General features: G+C 62.0%; 18 protein-coding genes. 15 read left to right on the forward strand and 3 right to left on the reverse strand.

Translation table 11 applies throughout. The features are described 5' to 3' along the window. From ACTIGJ_RS19225 to ACTIGJ_RS19250, 6 genes are all read left to right on the forward strand, one after another. The coding region (locus ACTIGJ_RS19225; RefSeq protein WP_439641941.1) for an acyl-CoA dehydrogenase family protein at positions 1-1,201 on the forward strand (1,201 nt) is incomplete at its 5' end. Continuing rightward, positions 1,201-2,277, forward strand: a complete 1,077-nt coding sequence (locus ACTIGJ_RS19230; RefSeq protein ID WP_439641942.1) for an acyl-CoA dehydrogenase — start codon at positions 1,201-1,203, stop codon at positions 2,275-2,277. The genes ACTIGJ_RS19225 and ACTIGJ_RS19230, both read left to right, overlap by 1 nt. Positions 2,278-2,304: 27 nt before the next feature. Then, entirely contained in the window at positions 2,305-3,105 is an 801-nt protein-coding gene (locus tag ACTIGJ_RS19235) for an enoyl-CoA hydratase/isomerase family protein (protein WP_439641943.1), read from the forward strand. Positions 3,106-3,116: 11 nt separating this feature from the next. After that, entirely contained in the window at positions 3,117-4,733 is a 1,617-nt protein-coding gene (locus tag ACTIGJ_RS19240; RefSeq protein WP_439641944.1) for an AMP-binding protein, read from the forward strand. A 93-nt stretch (positions 4,734-4,826) separates the two neighbouring features. Then, positions 4,827-7,340, forward strand: a complete 2,514-nt coding sequence (locus tag ACTIGJ_RS19245) for an FAD-binding oxidoreductase (protein ID WP_439641945.1) — start codon at positions 4,827-4,829, stop codon at positions 7,338-7,340. 41 nt (positions 7,341-7,381) lie between these two features. Further along, positions 7,382-8,431 (forward strand): alpha/beta fold hydrolase, encoded by a 1,050-nt coding sequence (locus ACTIGJ_RS19250; RefSeq protein WP_439641946.1) that lies wholly within the window; start codon positions 7,382-7,384, stop codon positions 8,429-8,431. A 356-nt stretch (positions 8,432-8,787) separates the two neighbouring features. On the opposite strand, the gene ACTIGJ_RS19255 is transcribed toward ACTIGJ_RS19250, so the two are convergent. Genes ACTIGJ_RS19255 through ACTIGJ_RS19265 form a run of 3 tightly spaced genes read right to left on the reverse strand, consistent with a single transcriptional unit; the run spans position 8,788 to position 12,373 of the window. Next, positions 8,788-10,125 (reverse strand): hypothetical protein, encoded by a 1,338-nt coding sequence (locus ACTIGJ_RS19255; protein WP_439641947.1) that lies wholly within the window; start codon positions 10,123-10,125, stop codon positions 8,788-8,790. A 2-nt stretch (positions 10,126-10,127) separates the two neighbouring features. Then, positions 10,128-11,261 carry a hypothetical protein gene (locus ACTIGJ_RS19260; protein ID WP_439641948.1) on the reverse strand — a complete coding sequence of 378 codons (1,134 nt, stop codon included), beginning with the start codon at positions 11,259-11,261 and terminating at the stop codon, positions 10,128-10,130. A gap of 2 nt (positions 11,262-11,263) precedes the next feature. After that, positions 11,264-12,373 carry a hypothetical protein gene (locus tag ACTIGJ_RS19265; protein WP_439641949.1) on the reverse strand — a complete coding sequence of 370 codons (1,110 nt, stop codon included), beginning with the start codon at positions 12,371-12,373 and terminating at the stop codon, positions 11,264-11,266. 576 nt (positions 12,374-12,949) lie between these two features. On the opposite strand from ACTIGJ_RS19265, the gene ACTIGJ_RS19270 reads away from it, so the two are divergent. Genes ACTIGJ_RS19270 through ACTIGJ_RS19310 form a run of 9 tightly spaced genes read left to right on the forward strand, consistent with a single transcriptional unit; the run spans position 12,950 to position 17,836 of the window. After that, positions 12,950-13,285: an ArsR/SmtB family transcription factor gene (locus ACTIGJ_RS19270; protein ID WP_007187131.1), complete on the forward strand. Its 336-nt coding sequence runs from the start codon at positions 12,950-12,952 to the stop codon at positions 13,283-13,285. 2 nt (positions 13,286-13,287) lie between these two features. Further along, complete coding sequence (locus ACTIGJ_RS19275; RefSeq protein ID WP_007187130.1) at positions 13,288-13,758, forward strand: ArsI/CadI family heavy metal resistance metalloenzyme; 471 nt, start codon at positions 13,288-13,290, stop codon at positions 13,756-13,758. Then, positions 13,751-14,191: an arsenic resistance N-acetyltransferase ArsN2 gene (gene arsN2, locus ACTIGJ_RS19280; RefSeq protein ID WP_007187129.1), complete on the forward strand. Its 441-nt coding sequence runs from the start codon at positions 13,751-13,753 to the stop codon at positions 14,189-14,191. The genes ACTIGJ_RS19275 and arsN2 overlap by 8 nt, the downstream gene beginning before the upstream one ends. Further along, positions 14,188-14,688 carry an arsenate reductase ArsC gene (locus ACTIGJ_RS19285; RefSeq protein ID WP_007187128.1) on the forward strand — a complete coding sequence of 167 codons (501 nt, stop codon included), beginning with the start codon at positions 14,188-14,190 and terminating at the stop codon, positions 14,686-14,688. The genes arsN2 and ACTIGJ_RS19285 overlap by 4 nt, the downstream gene beginning before the upstream one ends. Further along, on the forward strand, positions 14,685-15,743 hold the full coding sequence (gene arsB / locus ACTIGJ_RS19290; protein ID WP_007187127.1) for an ACR3 family arsenite efflux transporter: 1,059 nt from the start codon (positions 14,685-14,687) through the stop codon (positions 15,741-15,743). The genes ACTIGJ_RS19285 and arsB overlap by 4 nt, the downstream gene beginning before the upstream one ends. A 3-nt stretch (positions 15,744-15,746) precedes the next feature. Then, complete coding sequence (gene arsC / locus ACTIGJ_RS19295) at positions 15,747-16,190, forward strand: arsenate reductase (glutaredoxin) (protein WP_040455222.1); 444 nt, start codon at positions 15,747-15,749, stop codon at positions 16,188-16,190. Further along, the gene (gene arsH / locus ACTIGJ_RS19300) at positions 16,187-16,933 is read left to right on the forward strand and encodes an arsenical resistance protein ArsH (RefSeq protein WP_007187125.1); all 747 of its coding nucleotides are present in this window, start codon (positions 16,187-16,189) and stop codon (positions 16,931-16,933) included. The genes arsC and arsH overlap by 4 nt, the downstream gene beginning before the upstream one ends. A 42-nt stretch (positions 16,934-16,975) precedes the next feature. Next, a complete protein-coding gene (locus ACTIGJ_RS19305; RefSeq protein ID WP_007187124.1) occupies positions 16,976-17,326 on the forward strand; it encodes a hypothetical protein in 351 nt (116 codons plus the stop codon). Positions 17,327-17,377: 51 nt separating this feature from the next. After that, positions 17,378-17,836, forward strand: a complete 459-nt coding sequence (locus ACTIGJ_RS19310; RefSeq protein ID WP_439641950.1) for a hypothetical protein — start codon at positions 17,378-17,380, stop codon at positions 17,834-17,836.

Below are 17,836 nucleotides of genomic sequence, written 5' to 3' on the forward strand. Positions count from 1 at the left end.
GCCGGAGCGCAGCGCCGTCCAGCGCGCCGCCGCGGCGGCCGGCTTCGATGCCGCGCAGTTCCGCGCCGAGCTGCGCGCGTTCTGCCGCGACGAGGTGCCCGCCGACATCCGCGCACGCATGCGCCTGCACCAGTACTTCACGCGCGAGCAGCGCATCCGCTGGCAGCAGCTGCTGCAGACCCGGGGCTGGTTCATCGGCCATTGGCCGAAAGCCCACGGTGGCGCGGGCTGGGGGCCGCTGCAGCGCTTCATCTTCATCGAAGAGCTGGAGCGCGCCGGCACGCCGTGGCTGACCCATTTCGGCACCTCGTTCCTCGGACCGGTGCTGTGCGCGTTCGGCAACGATGCGCAGCGGGCGCGCTTCCTCGGGCCGATCCGCGATTCGATCGAATGGTGGTGCCAGGGATTTTCCGAACCCGGCTCGGGTTCGGATCTGGCGTCGCTGAAGCTGCGCGCCGAACGCAGCGGCAGCCATTACCGGGTCAACGGCCAGAAGACCTGGACGACCATGGCGCAGTGGGCCGACTGGATCTTCTGCCTGGTCCGCACCCAGGCCGGCGGCAAACCGCAGCAGGGCATTTCCTTCCTGCTGATCGACCTGAAAAGCCCCGGCGTGACGGTGCGGCCGATCGACACCTTCGATGGCGGCCAGCATGTCAACGAGGTGTTCTTCGATGACGTCGAGGTGCCGGTCGAACAACGGGTCGGCCAGGAAGGCGACGGCTGGACGATCGCCAAGTTCATCGTTGGCCGCGAGCGGCTGCTGGTCACCGAGATCGGCAAGGCCTGGCATCTGCTCGGCGTCCTGCACGCGATCGCCGCAGCGCGCCGCGACAGCGCGACGTTCCGCCGCCGTGCCGCCGAGCTGGAGGTGCAGTTCCACAGCCTGCGCGCCACCGCCTATGCCGCCGTGCTGGAAGCCGAAGCCGGACGCGAGCATCCGGTCGATGCCTCGCTGCTGAAGATTCGCGGCTCGGAACTGCAGCAGGCGATCCACGATGTGATCACGGACCTGCTGGCCCGCGACGGCCTGGCCTTCCAGATCGAAGGGCTCCACAGCGATCTCGACGGCTACCGCCACGGCGATCCCCGGTTGCCCGGCCTGCTGCACGAGCATCTGCACAGCCGCGCCGCGAGCATCTACGGCGGCAGCAACGAGATCCAGCGCGGCATCATCGCCAAGACGGCGCTGCGCGTGTGATGGACAACGACGCGCTGCAGTTGTTCGAGGAAACCCTGGCCCGCTACAACCGCGAGCGCTACGACGCCGGCCAGTGGCGCGACTACGGCCACCTGCCGCAGGGCCATTCGCCGGAACGCTGGGCCGAACTGCAGGCGATGGGCTGCTTCGAGCTGCTGCGCCCGGAGGACGATGATCACGCCGCGCCTCTGGCGGACCTGCTGCCGCTGTACGCCGCCGCCGGCGAAGCGCTGTGGCGCGAGCCGCTGGCCACGGTGTTCGCCGAGCCGGTCGCGGTCATCGATCAGGTGGCGGACCCGGCTCGCCGCCGCGCGCTGCTCGAAGGCCTGATCACCGGCGCGCAGCTGCTCGGCTACGCGCACCGCGAGACCGGTGGCAAGGGCATCGCCACCACGGCAAGCAGATGCGCTGCCGGCTGGCGGCTCGACGGCGACAAGGCGATGGTCATCGGCGTTGATATCTGCGGCGGCTTTCTGGTGTCGGCGATCGAGGCCGAGCGCGGCCAGCCGGCGATGTTTCTCGTCGACGCTGCAGCGCCCGGCCTGCGGCTGCAGCGCTACCGGTCCCTCGACGACGGTATCGCTGCCGATCTGCACTTCGCACAGACGCCTGCGGAATGGCTCTGCGACGGCGCGGCGGCGATCGCTGCCGCTGATGCCCGCAGCGTGATCCTGGCGGCGGCCGAAGCGCTGGGAATGATGCGCGGCGCCAATCGCGACAGCACCGAATACCTGCGCGAGCGCCGCCAGTTCGGCCAGCCGCTGCTCGGCTTCCAGGCCTTGCAGCACCGGCTGGTGGAAATGCTGATGCGCCAGCGCGAATGCGAGGCGCTGGTCGCTTCGGTGGCCGAGGCCTTCGATCACGCGGCACCGGCGCTGTCGCGCCAGGTGCTGGTGCTGCGCGTCCAGGTTGCCCGCGCGCTGCGGCACATCACCCGCGAAGCCGTGCAGCTGCACGGCGGCATGGGCGTGACCCAGGAATTGCGCATCGGCCGCTATTACCGCCGCGCGCTGATGCTCGACAGCCTGCACGGCACGGCCGACGAGGCGCTCGACGCCTTGAGCGAACACCCCTGACAACCCCCGCACGAAGACCCGACCAAAATGCGCATCGAAGACCAGCCTTACCGCACGATCAAGTTCAGCCGCGAGGGCCGCATCCTCACGGCCAGCATCAGCCGGCCCGACGCGATGAACGCTGTCAATGGCGAGCTGCACGAGGAACTCTCGCGGCTGTTCCGCGACCTTGCCGACGACAGCGATTCCGACGTGCTGGTGCTGACCGGCGAAGGCAAGGCCTTCTGCGCCGGCGGCGATCTGGTCTGGCTGCAGGCGGCGATCGACGATCCGGAGGTGTTCCTGAACACCGCCAGCGAGGCCAAGCGCATCCTGTTCGGCCAGCTCGATCTGGAGAAGCCGCTGATCTGCCGGCTCAACGGCGCCGCCGCCGGGCTGGGCGCGTCAATCGCACTGTTCTGCGACGTCATCATCGCCAGCAGCAACGCCTCGATCGGCGATCCCCATGTCTCGGTCGGCTTCGTCGCCGGCGACGGCGGCGCGATCATCTGGCCGCAGCTGGTCGGCTACGCGCGCGCCAAGGAGTACCTGCTGACCGGCAAGATGGCCAAGGCCGAGGAAGCCGAACGCATCGGCCTGATCAACAAGGTGGTGGCGCCGGAGGCGCTCGATGCTGCCGTCTACGGCCTGGCCCGCGAGCTGGCAGCCGGCGCGACCAAGGCGATCCGCTGGACCAAGGTGGTGACCAACCTGCCGCTGAAGGCAATCGCCCACACGATCTTCGATACCGGCCTGGCCTACGAGAACCTGTCGAACCTGACGGCCGACCACCAGGAAGGGCTCAACGCCTTCCGCGAACGGCGCAAGCCGGTGTTCACCGGTCGCTAGGTGCAATCGCCATGGACCGTCTCGACTGGCAACGCCTGGCGCGCCAGCGCCCGCTTTCCCCGGCCGGCCCGGCCGCGCCGACGCTGGCCGAACTGGCGATCGCCGCTGCCCGCGACCGGCCCGACGCCATCGCTTTCATCGACGGCGACCGCAAGCTGAGCTTCGCCGCCGTGCTCGACGAGGCGCGCAGCCTGGCTTCGGCGCTGTGGAACCTCGGCCTGCGGCCCGGCGACGTGCTGAGCTTCCAGCTGCCGAACTGGGCCGAGACTGCGGTGATCAACCTCGCGGCCAGTCTCGGCGGCTATGTTTGCAATCCGATCGTGCCGATCTACCGCGAGGCGGAACTGCTCGCGATCCTTGGCGACTGCCGCAGCCGCGTGCTGTTCGTGCCCGGCGTCTGGCGCGGCTTCGATCATGGCGCGATGGCGCAGCGGCTGGCGGTGCATCTGCCGGCACTGCAAGCGGTGGTGCAGGTGCGCAGCGATGGCGCGCAGCGCTACGAGCAGCTGGTTGCGGCGGGCCGCGAGCAGCCGGTGACGCTGCCGCCGGTCTCGGCCGATGCGGTGAAGCTGATCATGTACACCTCCGGCACCACCGGGCCGGCGAAAGGCGTGCTGCACAGCCATCGCAGCCTGCCGGTGTCGGTGCTGGCGGCCGTCAGCCAGTGGGGCCTGAAAGGCGGCGACGCGCTGCTGATGCCGTCGCCGGTGACCCACGCCACCGGCTACACGGTCGGCCTGGAACTGCCGTTCTCGATGGGCCTGACGACGGTGCTGATGGCGCGCTGGAACGCCGTGGAAGCGGTGCAGCTGATCGATCAGTACGCCATCGCGGCGACCGTCGGCGCCACACCGTTCCTGCAGGAACTGCTGGTGGCGATGGAAGCCAGCCGGCGCCCGCGCCTGCCGCTGCGGGTGTTCGTCTGCGGCGGCGCGGCGGTGCCTTCCGAACTGATCCTGCGGGCCGGCAAGCGCTTCGCCGGCTATGCCTGTCGCGGCTACGGCGCCACCGAAGCGCCGTTCATCACCTGCGGCCGGCGGCCCGATGATCCCGAATCAATCGGCGCCAGCACCGATGGCCGCGTCAACGGCTACGAGATCCGCATCGTCGACGCCGGTGGCCGCGCACTGGCACGCGGCGGCGAGGGCGAGATCCAGGTTCGTGGCGGCAGCCTGTTCCTGGGCTATTCCGATCCGGAGGCGACGAAGGCGGCATTCACCGCCGACGGCTACTTCTGCACCGGCGATCTCGGCGTGCTGGCTGCCGACGACACCCTGACCATCACCGGCCGCAAGAAGGATCTGATCATCCGCGGCGGCGAGAACATCTCCGCGAAGGAGATCGAGGACGTGCTGCACCAGCATCCGCTGATCCTCGAAGCGGCCGTGGTGGCCGCGCCCTGCGCCCGCCTCGGCGAATGCGTGGCCGCCTACGTGCGGACCCAGGATGGCGCGACGCTGTCGGCCGACGATGTGGTGGCCTACGTGATGCGCGCCGGGCTGGCCTGGCAGAAATGCCCGGAGCACCTGCGCCTGGTCGACGAGCTGCCGCGCACCGCCGCCGGCAAGATCCGCAAGGACCTGCTGCGCGCACGCATTCGCGCTGAACTGTCGGTGGCCACACCTTGAGCGCGCGGCGCCGTTCACCGGTTCGGGTGATGGTGGGCCGGGCCGGCGGCCGTGATCCTGAAGCCTCGAAATGCAACCTTCGGGAGCGCCGTCATGCGTCATGAAGTCACCCTCCGCTACCTCGGCGGCGTCGAACGACGCATGCCGGTGGATGCCGACCAGACTATCCTCGAGGCGGCGGAGGCCCACGGCCTGCCGATCGTCAACGAATGCCAGAGCGGCGTCTGCGGCACCTGCATCGGCGCCTGCACGTCTGGCCGCTACGCGATGGGCCGGGCCGAAGGGCTCAGCGATGTCGAGCGCGAGGCCGGCAAGCTGCTGACCTGCCAGACCACCGTGCAATCGGACTGCGTGCTGGAACTGCAGTATCCGTACGGCGACAACGCCGCGCAGCTGATCAGCGGCGAAGGCCGGGTCACCGCCATCGAGCAGGTTTCGCCGACCACGGCGCTGCTGCGCATCGACGCCTCCGGGCTCGGTGCGGCGATCGACTACCGGCCCGGCCAGTACGCACAGATCCAGGTGCCCGGCAGCGGCCAATGGCGCAGCTACTCGTACGCCCATCCGCCCCGCGACGACGCGCAGCTGGAGTTCATCGTGCGGCTGCTGCCAGACGGCGCGATGTCCGACTACCTGCGCCACGTCGCCAAGCCGGGCGATGTGCTGTCCCTGCGCTGCAGCAAGGGCGGCTTCTACCTGCGGCCGGTACAGCGGCCGGTAGTGCTGATTGCCGGCGGTACCGGCCTGTCGGCGATCCTGGCGATGGCGCAGCAGCTGGCCCGCCAGCCGCTCGACCAGCCGGTGACGCTGCTCTACGGCGTCACCCACTTCGAGGACCTGTGCAAGCTCGACGAACTGCGTGCGCTGACGGCGCAGCAGCCGCGCCTGGCCGTGCACAGCATCGTCGCCCGCCCGGACCCGCGCTGGAGTGGCCCGGTCGGCGTGGTCACCGATCTGCTCGAAACCGTTGCGCTCAACGACGGCGATGTCGACCTCTACCTGTGCGGCCCGGCAGCGATGGTCGAAGCCACGCGGGAATGGCTGGCGCGGGCCGGCCTCCGGCGCGCCGGCCTGCACTACGAGAAGTTCGTCGCCAGCGGCAGCAGCCGGCGCGCGCGCCAGGCACCGCCCATCCGGCCTGAAACGCTGGATCTCGGCGCGATCGCCCGCGCCGGCCGCGGCACCGCCGTGGTGGTCGGCGGCAGCATTGCCGGCATCGCCACCGCCAAGGTGCTGCGCGAGCATTTCAGCCGGGTCGTGGTGCTCGAGAAGGACGGCCATCACGATCGCAGCGAAGGCCGTCCTGGCGCGGCGCAGGGCTGGCACCTGCACCATCTGCTGACCGCCGGCCAGCAGGAGCTGGAGCGGATCTTCCCCGGCATCATCGACGACATGGTCCGCGAGGGCGCGTTCAAGGTCGACATGGCCGAGCAGTACCAGCTACGTCTGGCCGGCAGCTGGAAGAAGCCCTGCAAGGGCGGCATCGAGATCGTCTGCGCCAGCCGGCCGCTGCTTGAATGGTGCGTCCGCCGCCGGCTCGATGACGAGCCGGGGATCGACTTCCGTTACGACAGCGAGATGCAGGACCTGGTCTACGACCCGGCCGGCAACCAGGTGATCGGCGTCGTCGTCGACGGAGCCGGCGGCCCGCAGGTACTGCCGGCGGCCTTCGTCGTCGATGCCTCGGGCAAGAACACGCGGCTGCCGGAGTTCCTCGAACGCATCGGCACCGGTGCGCCGCAGCTGGAACAGGACATCCTCAACTGCTTCTATTCGACGATGCGCCACCACGTGCCGCCGGAGCGGCGCTGGACCGACAAGGTGATGGTGATCTGCTACGCCTACCGGCCCAACGAGCAGACCTACGCCGCGCAGTACTACACCGACAGCAGCCGGACGATCCTGTCGACCTCGCTGATCGAATACAACTGCTACTCGCCGCCGCGCAACGCCGCCGAGTTCCAGGCGTTCGCCAAGCGCATGCAGTCGCCGCTGGTTGCCGAGCTGATCGACGGGCTGGAGCCGGCATCGCCGGTCTACAACTTCCGCAGCCCGCGCATGCAGCGCTACCGCTACGAGCGGCTGCGCAAGCTGCCGCGTGCGCTGGTCGCCATCGGCGACGCCTATACCAGCACCGATCCGGTGGCCGGCCTCGGCATGACCATCACGCTGCAGGAAGTGGCGCAGCTGCGCGCGCTGCTGCGCCAGCACGCAGCGGATAGCCCGACGCTGCCGAAGCGCTACTACCGCGCCATCAGCCGGATCGCCGACGGCGCCTGGTTCGTGATCCGCGAACAGACGCTGCGCTTCCCGTGGGTCAAGGATGTGGAGTCGAAGCGGCCGTTCTACTTCCGCGCGCTCAACTGGTACATGGACCGGCTGGTCGAACTGGTGCACGACGATCTCGCCTCGTATCGCAAGTTCCTGGCGGTGATCCACCTGGTCAAGCCGCCGCTGACCTTGATGACGCCGCCGATGATCGTGCGGGTGATCGGCAAGTGGCTGCTGACCCGGCTGCAGGGCCGCCAGACGCTGATCGAACGCAATTTCGGCAGCCCGCCGAAGCCGGGCAGCACGCCGTCGAAGGTGCAGCCGGCGTCGCGCTGATCTCGCCGTACCGACACCCCCGAAAACAACAGGAGCAAGGCATGTCGCGTATCCACAGGATGCTCAAGGTCAATGGCGCACGAATCCACGCAGTGGAGGAAGGCGAAGGGCCGCTGGTGGTGCTGGTCCACGGCTTTCCGGAGTCCTGGTATTCGTGGCGGCATCAGCTGACCGCGCTGGCGGCGGCGGGCTACAAGGCCGTCGCCATCGATCAGCGCGGCTACGGCCGATCCTCGAAGTTCCGCGTCCAGCAGGCCTACCGGATCGGCAAGCTGGTGGCCGACATCGCCGGGGTCATCGACAGCTACGGCGTGTCATCAGCGTTCGTGATCGGCCACGACTGGGGCGCGCCGGTGGCCTGGACCTTCGCCTGGCTGCATCCGGAGAAGTGCCGGGGTGTGGTCGGCATCAGCGTGCCATTCGCCGATCGCGCGCTGATCGGCCTGCCGGGCAGCCCGTTCGGCGAGAAGCGCCCCAACGACTACCACCTCGAACTGGCCGGACCGGGCAAGCAGTTCTACCAGGACTACTTCGCCGAGCAGGACGGCATCATCGAGGAGATCGAGGAAGACGTCCGCGGCTGGCTCAAGGGCCTGATCTGGACCGTGTCGGGCGAGGCCATCGGGGCCCAGGTCGCCGCCGCCGCCGCTGCCGGCATCGCGCCGATGGACCCGGTGGAAACGCTGCGCCACGGCCCGCTGTGCATGCCAGTCGGCGCCCGCCTGAAAGACACCTTCGTCTACCCCGACACGATGCCGGCATGGATGAGCGACGCCGACCTCGACTTCTTCGCCGCCGAGTTCGAACGCTCCGGCTTCGGCGGGCCGTTGAGCTTCTATCACAACGTCGACGCCGGCTGGCACGACCTTGCCGAGCAGTCCGGCAAACCGCTGACCCCGCCGGCCCTGTTCATCGGCGGCGAATTCGACGTCGGCACCATGTGGGGCTACGAAGCCATCGCCCGCGCCCAGGAACGGATGCCGAACTACCGCGGCACCCACATGCTCGCCGGCTGCGGCCACTGGATCCAGCAGGAACGCCCGGCGCAGACCAACCGGCTGCTGATCGATTTCCTTCAGTCGTTGAGCTGACGCGGCAGGACCGCGTCGCCAGTGCGGCGGCGCATCGAAATCGATCGCCGTATGGCCAGGCTGCGCTGCGTGGGCTCATCGCCGGCTGTTCAGGCAACTGATTCTCTGACTAGGATAAAGGCAATTAGACGGAAACTCTGGCGCAGAACGCGTCAGCACAACGTCGTATGCAGAACCGTCGATCTTCTTATGTACAGCAATTGCCCGCACTATCTGCCGATTTAATGCAATTTATCTTAGCGCCCCGATAGGGATAAGATCGCGTCACCAAATCGTACCAACTGCATGGTGAAGACAACTGACGCATAGAAGCCACAGAAACGTTCAGACTTTCATGTTTAGTCAAACAAAAATACTTACTCTCCCTTTGCATCCTGAGCACCCCGATTAAGAAACTTCCGAAGGGCATCTGGGTAAATCTGTTTCGCGGCCCGGAGGCTACATTTCGTTTTCGCCATAAACCTATCGATAAAGACTCGCCGCGTGAGTAACCGCCCTTCACTGTTCATCCGCGTCAACACGCGGCGCGCAGATCGGGTAAAGCTTGCCTTCTTGTATTCGCGCTTCAATGCTCTATGACGACGAAGTCGTTTTGTGAGTAATTTGCATCCATGAGGGTCATAGAAATACAAGATTCCAACGGGAATATCGAGCTTTAGTGCGAGTTCCTTTGTTCCAATAAAAGGTGGCTGCGTTAATGACAGCTGGTGCGCAACAGCTTCTTGTATTAGTTCACGAGAATAATGTTTAAAGGGTGCGTCACGTGTCCGCTTGTAAATCGTAGGAGACGCAAACGGCAGTGGTAACTGATGTGCTGCGAGATCAGGGTCGAGGAACACCGATGCCGGCGAGATACCCAGGTTCGCACATGCTCTCAGCCAAGACATTATCGTTGGCTTGTTCCGGAAATGGATCCATTGCTGTAATGTGTTAACTGGAATGTTGACCTTCACAGCGATTTGCCTCTGCGTTAACTGTCTCACATCAACCAGTTCGCGCAAAAATCTTGAAATTTCTCTACCGGATAGAAGCGGAGCTACACGATCTCGCACAATCAGCAACTCACTTAGTTCATTAATTAGCCACTTCTGATATGCGGCGGACTCAAGATCAGTGTTAAGTTGAACGGCATCAAATGATCCAAGCCAAGCACCACATTCTCCACATGTATCCATTTTGCAGTTTGCTGGCAAAGTGAGCTGATATGCGTCACAGTTACCACATTTGCTATGTAACTCGACCAAATGTTTCGGACAGATCTGCAAATCCGGCAACTGCACTAAAAGAATGTCGTAAGCATCAACACCACTTAATCGCATCTCTCTGTAGCACTGGGCGCACCAGTGCCGGTTGACCTTGACGGCTCGGCCACCTTTGGGCGCAAATACAGGCCTAAATTGTCCCATGCACATCTGAATCAGATCCGAACGTCCAGATGCACGCGACAACGCTGTCAAAACGTAATTTTGCTGCACACCGTAGCCGCTAATAATTGATCCATCAGTTCCGGTTAAATGGACAGCCATTGTCTCAAGGGGAGTCCCCGTGTGGCGGCCCAGAATGCCCAACATTGCAGTTGGTGACCGGTTATGGGCTGACGCTAAAGAACATAAATAGCTTGTCAAAGACTGAACAAGAGGCGTTTGTTCTCCTGCGATGCTTAATGGGAACAAGCCGAGACTTCCACGCGTCATTGCTATTTTCTCCCCACAGGATCTCGTGAGGGTTTCCGCTCGCCAACACGACCAGAAGGCCTCCCTTTTGCTGTAACACCGCTTTCGCTAGTAACGCCCGGAGACTGATGCTCGTCAGTCATTAGGTGCTCGCACCAACGTGAAATTTCGTCCAATTCAGACCGAAGCCGTTCTCGCGCAAGTTTGCTAGGTAAACGCTTTCTGATATCACTCCATTCAATCATGCGTACGCGGTCGAGCAGTAGTACATCGCTAATCGCCGTCGAGATAGCGCGCTTCACCCAACCTGTAGTCCCGACTGTACGTTCGACTATCTCTTGCGCGTTTTCGATGAGGGTGTTGGGTACGATTACAGGGCTAATTAATGCCTCAAAACCCGCCAGCATTTCGATGGCTGCTTTTTTACCTTTATCTGAAGTCGTATCAAAAGGCGGAACAACCACAACTTCTACGCAAAGATCTACTCTCGAATCATCTCTGATAATTTTTAATAGTGCTGGTCTTCCACTTAGTAGGGCTACTCTCGGATTTTGGCCTACGCTTACTAACTGGTCAAAAAGTTGAAGCACATGCGAGGTTTCCTCGATGCGCATATTTCGAATAAAGAAATCGGCATGTATGACGGAGATGACATTGCAGTTGCGACGAAGCAACGCGTTCTGTAGGTCAGTCCTGTAGTCCTCTGCACCGCGAAACTGTGCCGTGGTCGTAAAAGCAGTTAACCTGAGATTTGACTCTATTGCCCTTCTTCTTTGACCTAGTACCGGCTCATCGAGCGCTGACAATGAGCTCGCAAAAAATGGCTTCCATCCAAATTTTGCATTAATCGGTGCGCGTGCCACGACCTCTATTAGAGAGTGAGGGTTATATGGATGCGAATTGCGCCGGTATAAGTCTTTAACTGCTCGTGCCACCCTGGTTACTCCGACACCAGCGATACCAACGAGTAGAAATACTGTTCCATGTCGCGCCATCGCTATCCGCGTATGAACTTCTTTAATCGTTTCTTGCAAGATAGGGTGCGCTATCGGTCTGCGATCAAGTAATTCCGCAGCATCATTTAACTTTTTTCTCAGTTCTGAATCGTCAGTTAGTGCCGGGGCCGGTGTTGTCGTGTCCCCTTGTTCGGTTTTCATCGTTAGAATTCCTCGTTGTAGCTTTGCGAAGGACGAATAGGTTCTTCCATTAATCGTGCCCATGGGTCCTTACGGCTTTGCGTCGGAATCTCATCCTCGGCAGCAATCGTTTTGGCGAAGTCGCCAAACGGATCTTTAGGCTGTTGCATGATTCGATCGAGAACTGATGCATGTGACTCAATTCGATCAGACCTTGTGCGCTCATGCCTGATCGCGCCCTCGCGAATTTCTAGACTTACGGCAGCCAGTTGATCGCCTTTCAAATCATTGAACTTCAAGTAGTGACGGTGCTTAAGTTCCGTCCAAGTCTTTCCAATCTTGGCAAGGACATAGGTAATATCGTATGGGTCAAATCGGACCGGTACCTTTGTGTCATAGAAGCACGGGTCAATACTGAACAGTGGGACATATGGCTCGCCGAATGGACGGACACCGTTTTCCCTGGTGATCTGCAGCATTCCCCTTGAGTGACGCGGCAGAATGATTTGGCGTGCCTGCTGAGGATCCGGGTGAATCCTGAACGCACGTTCGCCATGGATTCGCAACGAAGCTTCCATCGCCACATCCGGAGTCATACCGCCCAATTTTTTCCGTGGTAGCTCCTGATTCGCGTAGCCGAAGAGAAATGTGGTGCATGCGTTATAAAGCGATGCAATCGTCTGATCAGCTACCTTTGCGGGATCCCATTGTCTCGGCCAGTCGTGCGGATTTGGCCGCAGCACATAGTTGCCCGCGAGATACGCCAACAGCCCATGAATCAAAAGCTTGAAGTCTCGCTCGATAGGACTTCCATCTCTCGGGCACAGAAAGCGTCGACACATCTTGTCGATGCGCTGGTCCGCAAGCAGCTGTTCTACGAATATTGAGTCGTGAGGCTTTTCTCCATCAAGGAGTACTCCCTCCGTCAGCCGCCCATGTCGCCGAATGCAATCCCACAGCACCGCCATTACGCTGATGTAGCTCGGGCGGGACAGGCTGATGTACATGCCGAGTGCTTTGTCCGTTGCAGCGTCCCGCATATACGTCAACCAAGGCGTGACGCCAGGCATTGGTGTGCCGAGAATAGGTTCAAGAATGCGAATTGGTAACGGTGTGTGATCGATCAGTCCCATTTGCCATGCGCGTTGAGGCACTCGTGCGATTGCGCTCAGAGTTAGTGCTTTTGCCGGCGTTGCTTGATACTCGCCTTCGCTACCAAACTTGGCGCGCTGGCTATCGAGGCGTGTGCGCCTTTCGCGTAACCTGTTGTGGAATGTCGTCCTACTGGGCGGCGTCAGTCCTTCGTTCTTGCAAGCCAGAATCAATGCGCCATAGGAGCCACTGTCGGGCGAAGGATTTGTATCGAGAGCGGCACGCTCGATATGCTGATCTGTAAGTTCGTCGACGCGCGAACTTAGGTGCGAACCACGAAATCCGCGCCTCGCGTAGTCAGGTGCGCGCGCGCTACGTTCGCACGCACTCGATCGCCTCGAATGTGATCGCTCAATCGCGTTCGATGTGAACACGCGATCTAGTTGAGTTGATCAGTGACTCGCATCCAAATGGGCAGCGAATCTCCCTCCCCGTAGGCAGTTCTTCGCGAAATACGTTTGATGTAGCGCGTAATGGGGCGCAGTCGCACCCAGGCAATTAATTCAATATTTCAATGGCTATTGACACGTCAAAGACACTTCAATAGTCTTTGAAGCATGAAGATCGATACCGCCGTCACACGCCTCTCCGCGCTGGCCCAGGCCTCCCGCCTGTCCGTGTTCCGACTTCTCGTTGAGAAAGGGCCGGACGGCATGCCGGCGGGCGAGATCGCCGAACGCCTCGGTGTGGCACCCAACAACCTGTCCTTTCACCTGAAGGAACTGAGCAACGCAGGCCTGCTCAAGTCCCGGCAGGAAGGCCGGTTCGTTTACTACGCCCCGGACTTCAAGGCTATGAACGCCCTCCTGGCCTACTTAACCGAAAACTGCTGCGTAGGCAGTGCGGCAGCACCCGTCGATTGCGCAATTCCAGCAACCTGCAAGGAATGCTGACCATGAAGCGATTCCACGTTCACGTCTCAGTGATGGACTTGCGGCAAAGCATCGGTTTCTACTCGAAGCTATTCGGCGTCGAGCCCACAGTGGCCAAGTCGGACTACGCCAAATGGATGCTCGACGATCCGCGCATCAACTTCGCGATCTCCACTCGCGAAGGTAAAGCCGGGCTCAACCATCTTGGCTTCCAGGTCGATACCAGCGACGAGCTGACCCAGCTCCGTGAGCAGGCGCAGCAGGCTGATATCGCCGCCGTCGAGGAAATGGGGGCGGCCTGCTGCTACGCGAAATCGGACAAGCACTGGATCGAAGACCCGCAGGGCATCGCGTGGGAGACGTTTCACACGCTCGGTGACATTCCGGTGTTCGGCACTGCCGCGGTGAAGGCCGACAAGGCCAGCGCCTGCTGCACGCCAAAGGTCAGCATCAGCGCGATCCCGATCAAGGTTCAGAGCGCGTGCTGTGGCTGAGATTCGCATCGAGTCGGCGACCCCAGCCGACTTCGACGCACTGCGCCGTCTGCTTGAAGCCGAAAAACTGCCGACAGAAGACCTCGACACCTCACGGCTCGCGGGCTTTCTGATCGCCTGGCGAGGCTCGGGCATCGTCGGAGCGGTTGGAGTAGAGCCCTACGGCGATATCGGTTTGCTGCGCTCGCTGGTCGTTGCGAACGACGCGCGCTACAGCGGCCTGGGCGGCCAGCTGGTGACCTTGGCCGAGAGATTAGCGAGTGGACTCGGCATTCGCGTGCTCTACCTTCTCACGACAACAGCCGGCGCTTACTTCGAACGCTTCGGCTATGGCCCCGCATCCCGTGCAAGCGCACCGACGGCCATCTCGAAAACACCGCAGTTCAGCGGGTTGTGCCCTTCATCTTCCACCTTCATGAGCAAATCGCTGTGAGCCATCGCCCCTACAACGTGTTGTTCCTTTGCACCGGCAATTCTGCTCGGTCGATTCTGGCCGAAGCCGCCCTGAACCACCTTCCGATCAGCAGCGGACGGTTCGTTGGCTACAGCGCCGGCAGCCACCCCAAGGGCGAGCCAAACCCGTATGCACTCGAACTGCTGGAGCGCAGCGGAATTCCTACCAAGGGACTTCGCAGCAAAAGCTGGGACGAGTTCGCGCAGCTTGGTTCGCCAGCGCTGGATTTCATTTTCACTGTTTGCGATCAGGCAGCGGGTGAAGCGTGTCCGTACTGGCCGGGCAAGCCCATGACAGCGCATTGGGGAATGCCGGACCCGGCCGCTGTCATCGGCACGCCAGACGAGATTCGCCAAGCCTTCACCGACACCTTCGTGACGTTGAAGCGCCGCATCGAAATCTTCGCCAGCCTGCCATTCGACAAACTCGATCACTTGGCGATGCTCCAGCAAGTCAAAGAAGCGGGCCGATCATGAGCACTGCAACTCCGACACGGCTCGGCTTTCTCGACCGCTATCTGACGCTATGGATTTTCCTGGCAATGGGCGTTGGCGTTCTGTTGGCGACAACGATCGGCGGATTGCCTCAGCAGCTTGATCAGCTGTCGATCGGTTCAACCAACCTTCCGATCGCAATCGGCTTGATCGTGATGATGTACCCGCCGCTGGCGAAGGTGCGTTATGAAGAGCTGCCAGAAGTGTTCCGTGATCGCCGGATTCTGCTGCTGTCGCTGATTCAGAACTGGGTGATCGGCCCGTTGCTGATGTTCGGGCTTGCCGTTCTGTTTCTGCGTGATGAGCCCGCATACATGACCGGCTTGATCCTGATCGGCTTGGCTCGTTGCATCGCGATGGTCTTGGTCTGGAACCAGCTCGCCTGCGGCAGCAGCCAATACGTGGCCGGTCTCGTCGCATTCAATTCGATCTTCCAGATCGTGTTCTTTAGCGCCTACGCGTGGCTGTTCCTCTCCGTACTGCCGCCGCTGTTTGGGTTGGACGGCCAGATCATCGAAGTGGGATTTGGAACAGTCGCCAAGGCCGTGCTGATCTATCTTGGCATCCCGTTCCTGGCTGGCTTTCTGACACGCCGCATCCTGCTCAAAGCCAAGGGCGCGACATGGTACGAGCAGAGATTCCTGCCAAAGATCGGGCCGCTGACGTTGATCGCACTACTGTTCACCATCGTGGCGATGTTCAGCCTAAAGGGCGATCAGCTGGTCGCGCTGCCGATGGATGCGTTACGCATCGCGCTTCCGCTGGCGATCTACTTCCTGATCATGTTTGCGATCAGCTTCGCGATGGGGCGAATGATCGAAGCCGACTATCCACGAACCACTGCCATCGCGTTCACTGCGGCGAGCAACAATTTCGAGCTGGCGATTGCCGTTGCCATCGCCAGCTTTGGCTTGGCTTCACCGGTTGCCTTCGCGACGGTGATCGGGCCTCTCGTTGAAGTGCCGGTGCTGCTGGCCCTGGTCCATGTCGCGCTGTGGTTGAAGCGCACCCGTTACTCCGAAAAGGCTGTCGCTTGAACAATGACCACTGACATCGTGATCTATCACAACCCCGCATGCGGCACATCGCGGAATACCTTGGCCATGATCCGCAATGCCGGGATCGAGCCCCACGTCATCGAATACCTCAAGACGCCGCCGGTTCGGCCGCTGCTGGAATCCCTGATCGAACGAATGGGCATCAGTCCACGCGAATTGCTGCGAGCCAAAGAAAGCGAGGTCGCAACATTGGGCTTGAATGATCCCAGTGTTTCGGACGAGCAGTTGCTTGACGCGATGATGATTCACCCCATTCTGATCAACCGGCCTATCGTGGTGTCGCCGCTGGGTGTTCGGCTCTGTCGCCCTTCCGAACGGGTGCTGGACCTGCTACCGGCCGAACAACGCGGCGCTTTCACCAAAGAAGATGGCGAACGCGTCATCGACGAAACCGGAAAGCGTGTCGTTGCGAGCAAGTCGATATGACGCGCGTTCGTGACCTTTCAGACCCGGACCATCTGCCAGCACTGGACAAAACCTTTGCTCATCGCCGTCCGGCGATTGGTCTTGGCCAAACCGAACCGCCGCCTCGCATTCTGTTGCTGTACGGATCGCTTCGGCAGCGCTCGTTCTCCCGCTTGGCTACGGAAGAAGCGGCGCGACTGTTGAAATTCTTCGGGGCAGAGGTCCGCATCTTTGATCCGTCCGATCTTCCTCTCCCGGATCAGGTTGCTGGAGACGATCACCCAGCCGTCAAGGAACTGCGGCAGCTGTCGATGTGGTCGGAAGGACAGGTTTGGTGCAGCCCCGAGCGGCACGGACAGATCACTGGCCTAATGAAAGCTCAGATCGATCATCTCCCGCTCAACATGGGCGGCATGCGTCCCACGCAAGGACGCACGCTGGCAGTGATGCAGGTGTCGGGCGGCTCGCAGTCCTTCAACGCCGTCAACACGCTGCGGCTCCTGGGGCGTTGGATGCGGATGTTCACTATCCCCAACCAATCCAGCGTCGCCAAGGCGTTCGAGGAATTCGACGCTGCGGGCCGCATGCGTCCCTCGGCTTACTACGATCGGATTGTCGACGTGATGGAAGAGCTTGTTCGGATGACGGTGCTGCTGCGGCCACACACATCCCAGCTCGTCGATCGGTATTCGGAGCGGAAGGAAGATGGACGCCCGATTGATCAGACGACGGACCTGTCGTCTATTGCGACAGCTCGCCAGTAGCGTCCCTGCACGCGGGCAATCGAGATGATCTAAGCTGGCCCCATGCCGAAGTTGGTCAAAGCCCTGCTGCTGATTCTGGTGGTCCTCGTCGAGGGCCTGGGCAGCGCGCTGTCGATGGCACCCACGATAGCCATGCCCGAGCAGACGGCAGTGAAGGCTATGCCGTGCCATGACCCCGTTTCGATGCCGGCCAAGATGCCGTGCTGCGACGATCAAAAGAGCGACTGCCACTGCGACCCGAATTGCTTCGGCGTGTTGACGGCGCTGGCTCCGCCGATCTCGGCGATCGACGGCTTTGTCCTTTCTCGTTTCGAGAAAATCCCTGCCGTCGTGGCTTTGCCACCGGCACGTCCCGATCGATTGCTAAGGCCCCCTGCCGTCCTCCTGAGTTGAGCTGCTGCGCCGCTTCGCGGCGGCGCCTTCCAATTCAATTAGGAGGACACCATGTCCACGTTTCGCGTGTGGGGCTTGTCGGCTTGCTTGCTGACTGCTCCTGCTTTTGCCAAACCCATCGCTTATCAAGGCGGCACGGCTTTGATGGGGGAATACGGCGCCGGCACCATGACGGAAGCACAGGCGTTCTACGCCCCCAGCTATCGCTGGTCTGCTGGCGTCGGCAATCTTCGGCTCGATGCCGACGATGGCGATTTCTCAAGAGACATCACTTATCTACGCGGCAACCTGCTGCTGCATCGCTGGAACCTTCCTCGCGCCCAAGCGAATGTTTTCGGTTGGGGCGGCATCGGCAGTGCCGACAGTAGCGACACAACGGGCCGGAAGTTCGCCTGGAACGCGGGTGGTCAGATCGACTACGAAACCCTGCGCTTTGAACCGCCCCGGTTTTCCCGGAGGCCATTTCGATTGAGTCACGCCGCGATGGCGAGCTCTTGGGTTTGTGAATAG

Origin of the sequence: Nevskia sp. (assembly GCF_051860985.1) — a bacterium.
In the GTDB taxonomy this organism is placed as follows: domain Bacteria; phylum Pseudomonadota; class Gammaproteobacteria; order Nevskiales; family Nevskiaceae; genus Nevskia.

Excerpts from the sequence above, each read along its gene's own strand:
- ACTIGJ_RS19230 (WP_439641942.1), top strand. The coding sequence starts at position 1,201 with ATGGACAACGACGCGCTGCAGTTGTTCGAGGAAACCCTGGCCCGCTAC.
- ACTIGJ_RS19235 (WP_439641943.1), top strand. The coding sequence starts at position 2,305 with ATGCGCATCGAAGACCAGCCTTACCGCACGATCAAGTTCAGCCGCGAG.
- ACTIGJ_RS19240 (WP_439641944.1), top strand. The coding sequence starts at position 3,117 with ATGGACCGTCTCGACTGGCAACGCCTGGCGCGCCAGCGCCCGCTTTCC.
- ACTIGJ_RS19245 (WP_439641945.1), top strand. The coding sequence starts at position 4,827 with ATGCGTCATGAAGTCACCCTCCGCTACCTCGGCGGCGTCGAACGACGC.
- ACTIGJ_RS19250 (WP_439641946.1), top strand. The coding sequence starts at position 7,382 with ATGTCGCGTATCCACAGGATGCTCAAGGTCAATGGCGCACGAATCCAC.
- ACTIGJ_RS19255 (WP_439641947.1), bottom strand. The coding sequence starts at position 10,125 with ATGACGCGTGGAAGTCTCGGCTTGTTCCCATTAAGCATCGCAGGAGAA.
- ACTIGJ_RS19260 (WP_439641948.1), bottom strand. The coding sequence starts at position 11,261 with ATGAAAACCGAACAAGGGGACACGACAACACCGGCCCCGGCACTAACT.
- ACTIGJ_RS19265 (WP_439641949.1), bottom strand. The coding sequence starts at position 12,373 with ATGGGACTGATCGATCACACACCGTTACCAATTCGCATTCTTGAACCT.
- ACTIGJ_RS19270 (WP_007187131.1), top strand. The coding sequence starts at position 12,950 with ATGAAGATCGATACCGCCGTCACACGCCTCTCCGCGCTGGCCCAGGCC.
- ACTIGJ_RS19275 (WP_007187130.1), top strand. The coding sequence starts at position 13,288 with ATGAAGCGATTCCACGTTCACGTCTCAGTGATGGACTTGCGGCAAAGC.
- arsB (WP_007187127.1), top strand. The coding sequence starts at position 14,685 with ATGAGCACTGCAACTCCGACACGGCTCGGCTTTCTCGACCGCTATCTG.
- arsC (WP_040455222.1), top strand. The coding sequence starts at position 15,747 with ATGACCACTGACATCGTGATCTATCACAACCCCGCATGCGGCACATCG.
- arsH (WP_007187125.1), top strand. The coding sequence starts at position 16,187 with ATGACGCGCGTTCGTGACCTTTCAGACCCGGACCATCTGCCAGCACTG.
- ACTIGJ_RS19305 (WP_007187124.1), top strand. The coding sequence starts at position 16,976 with ATGCCGAAGTTGGTCAAAGCCCTGCTGCTGATTCTGGTGGTCCTCGTC.
- ACTIGJ_RS19310 (WP_439641950.1), top strand. The coding sequence starts at position 17,378 with ATGTCCACGTTTCGCGTGTGGGGCTTGTCGGCTTGCTTGCTGACTGCT.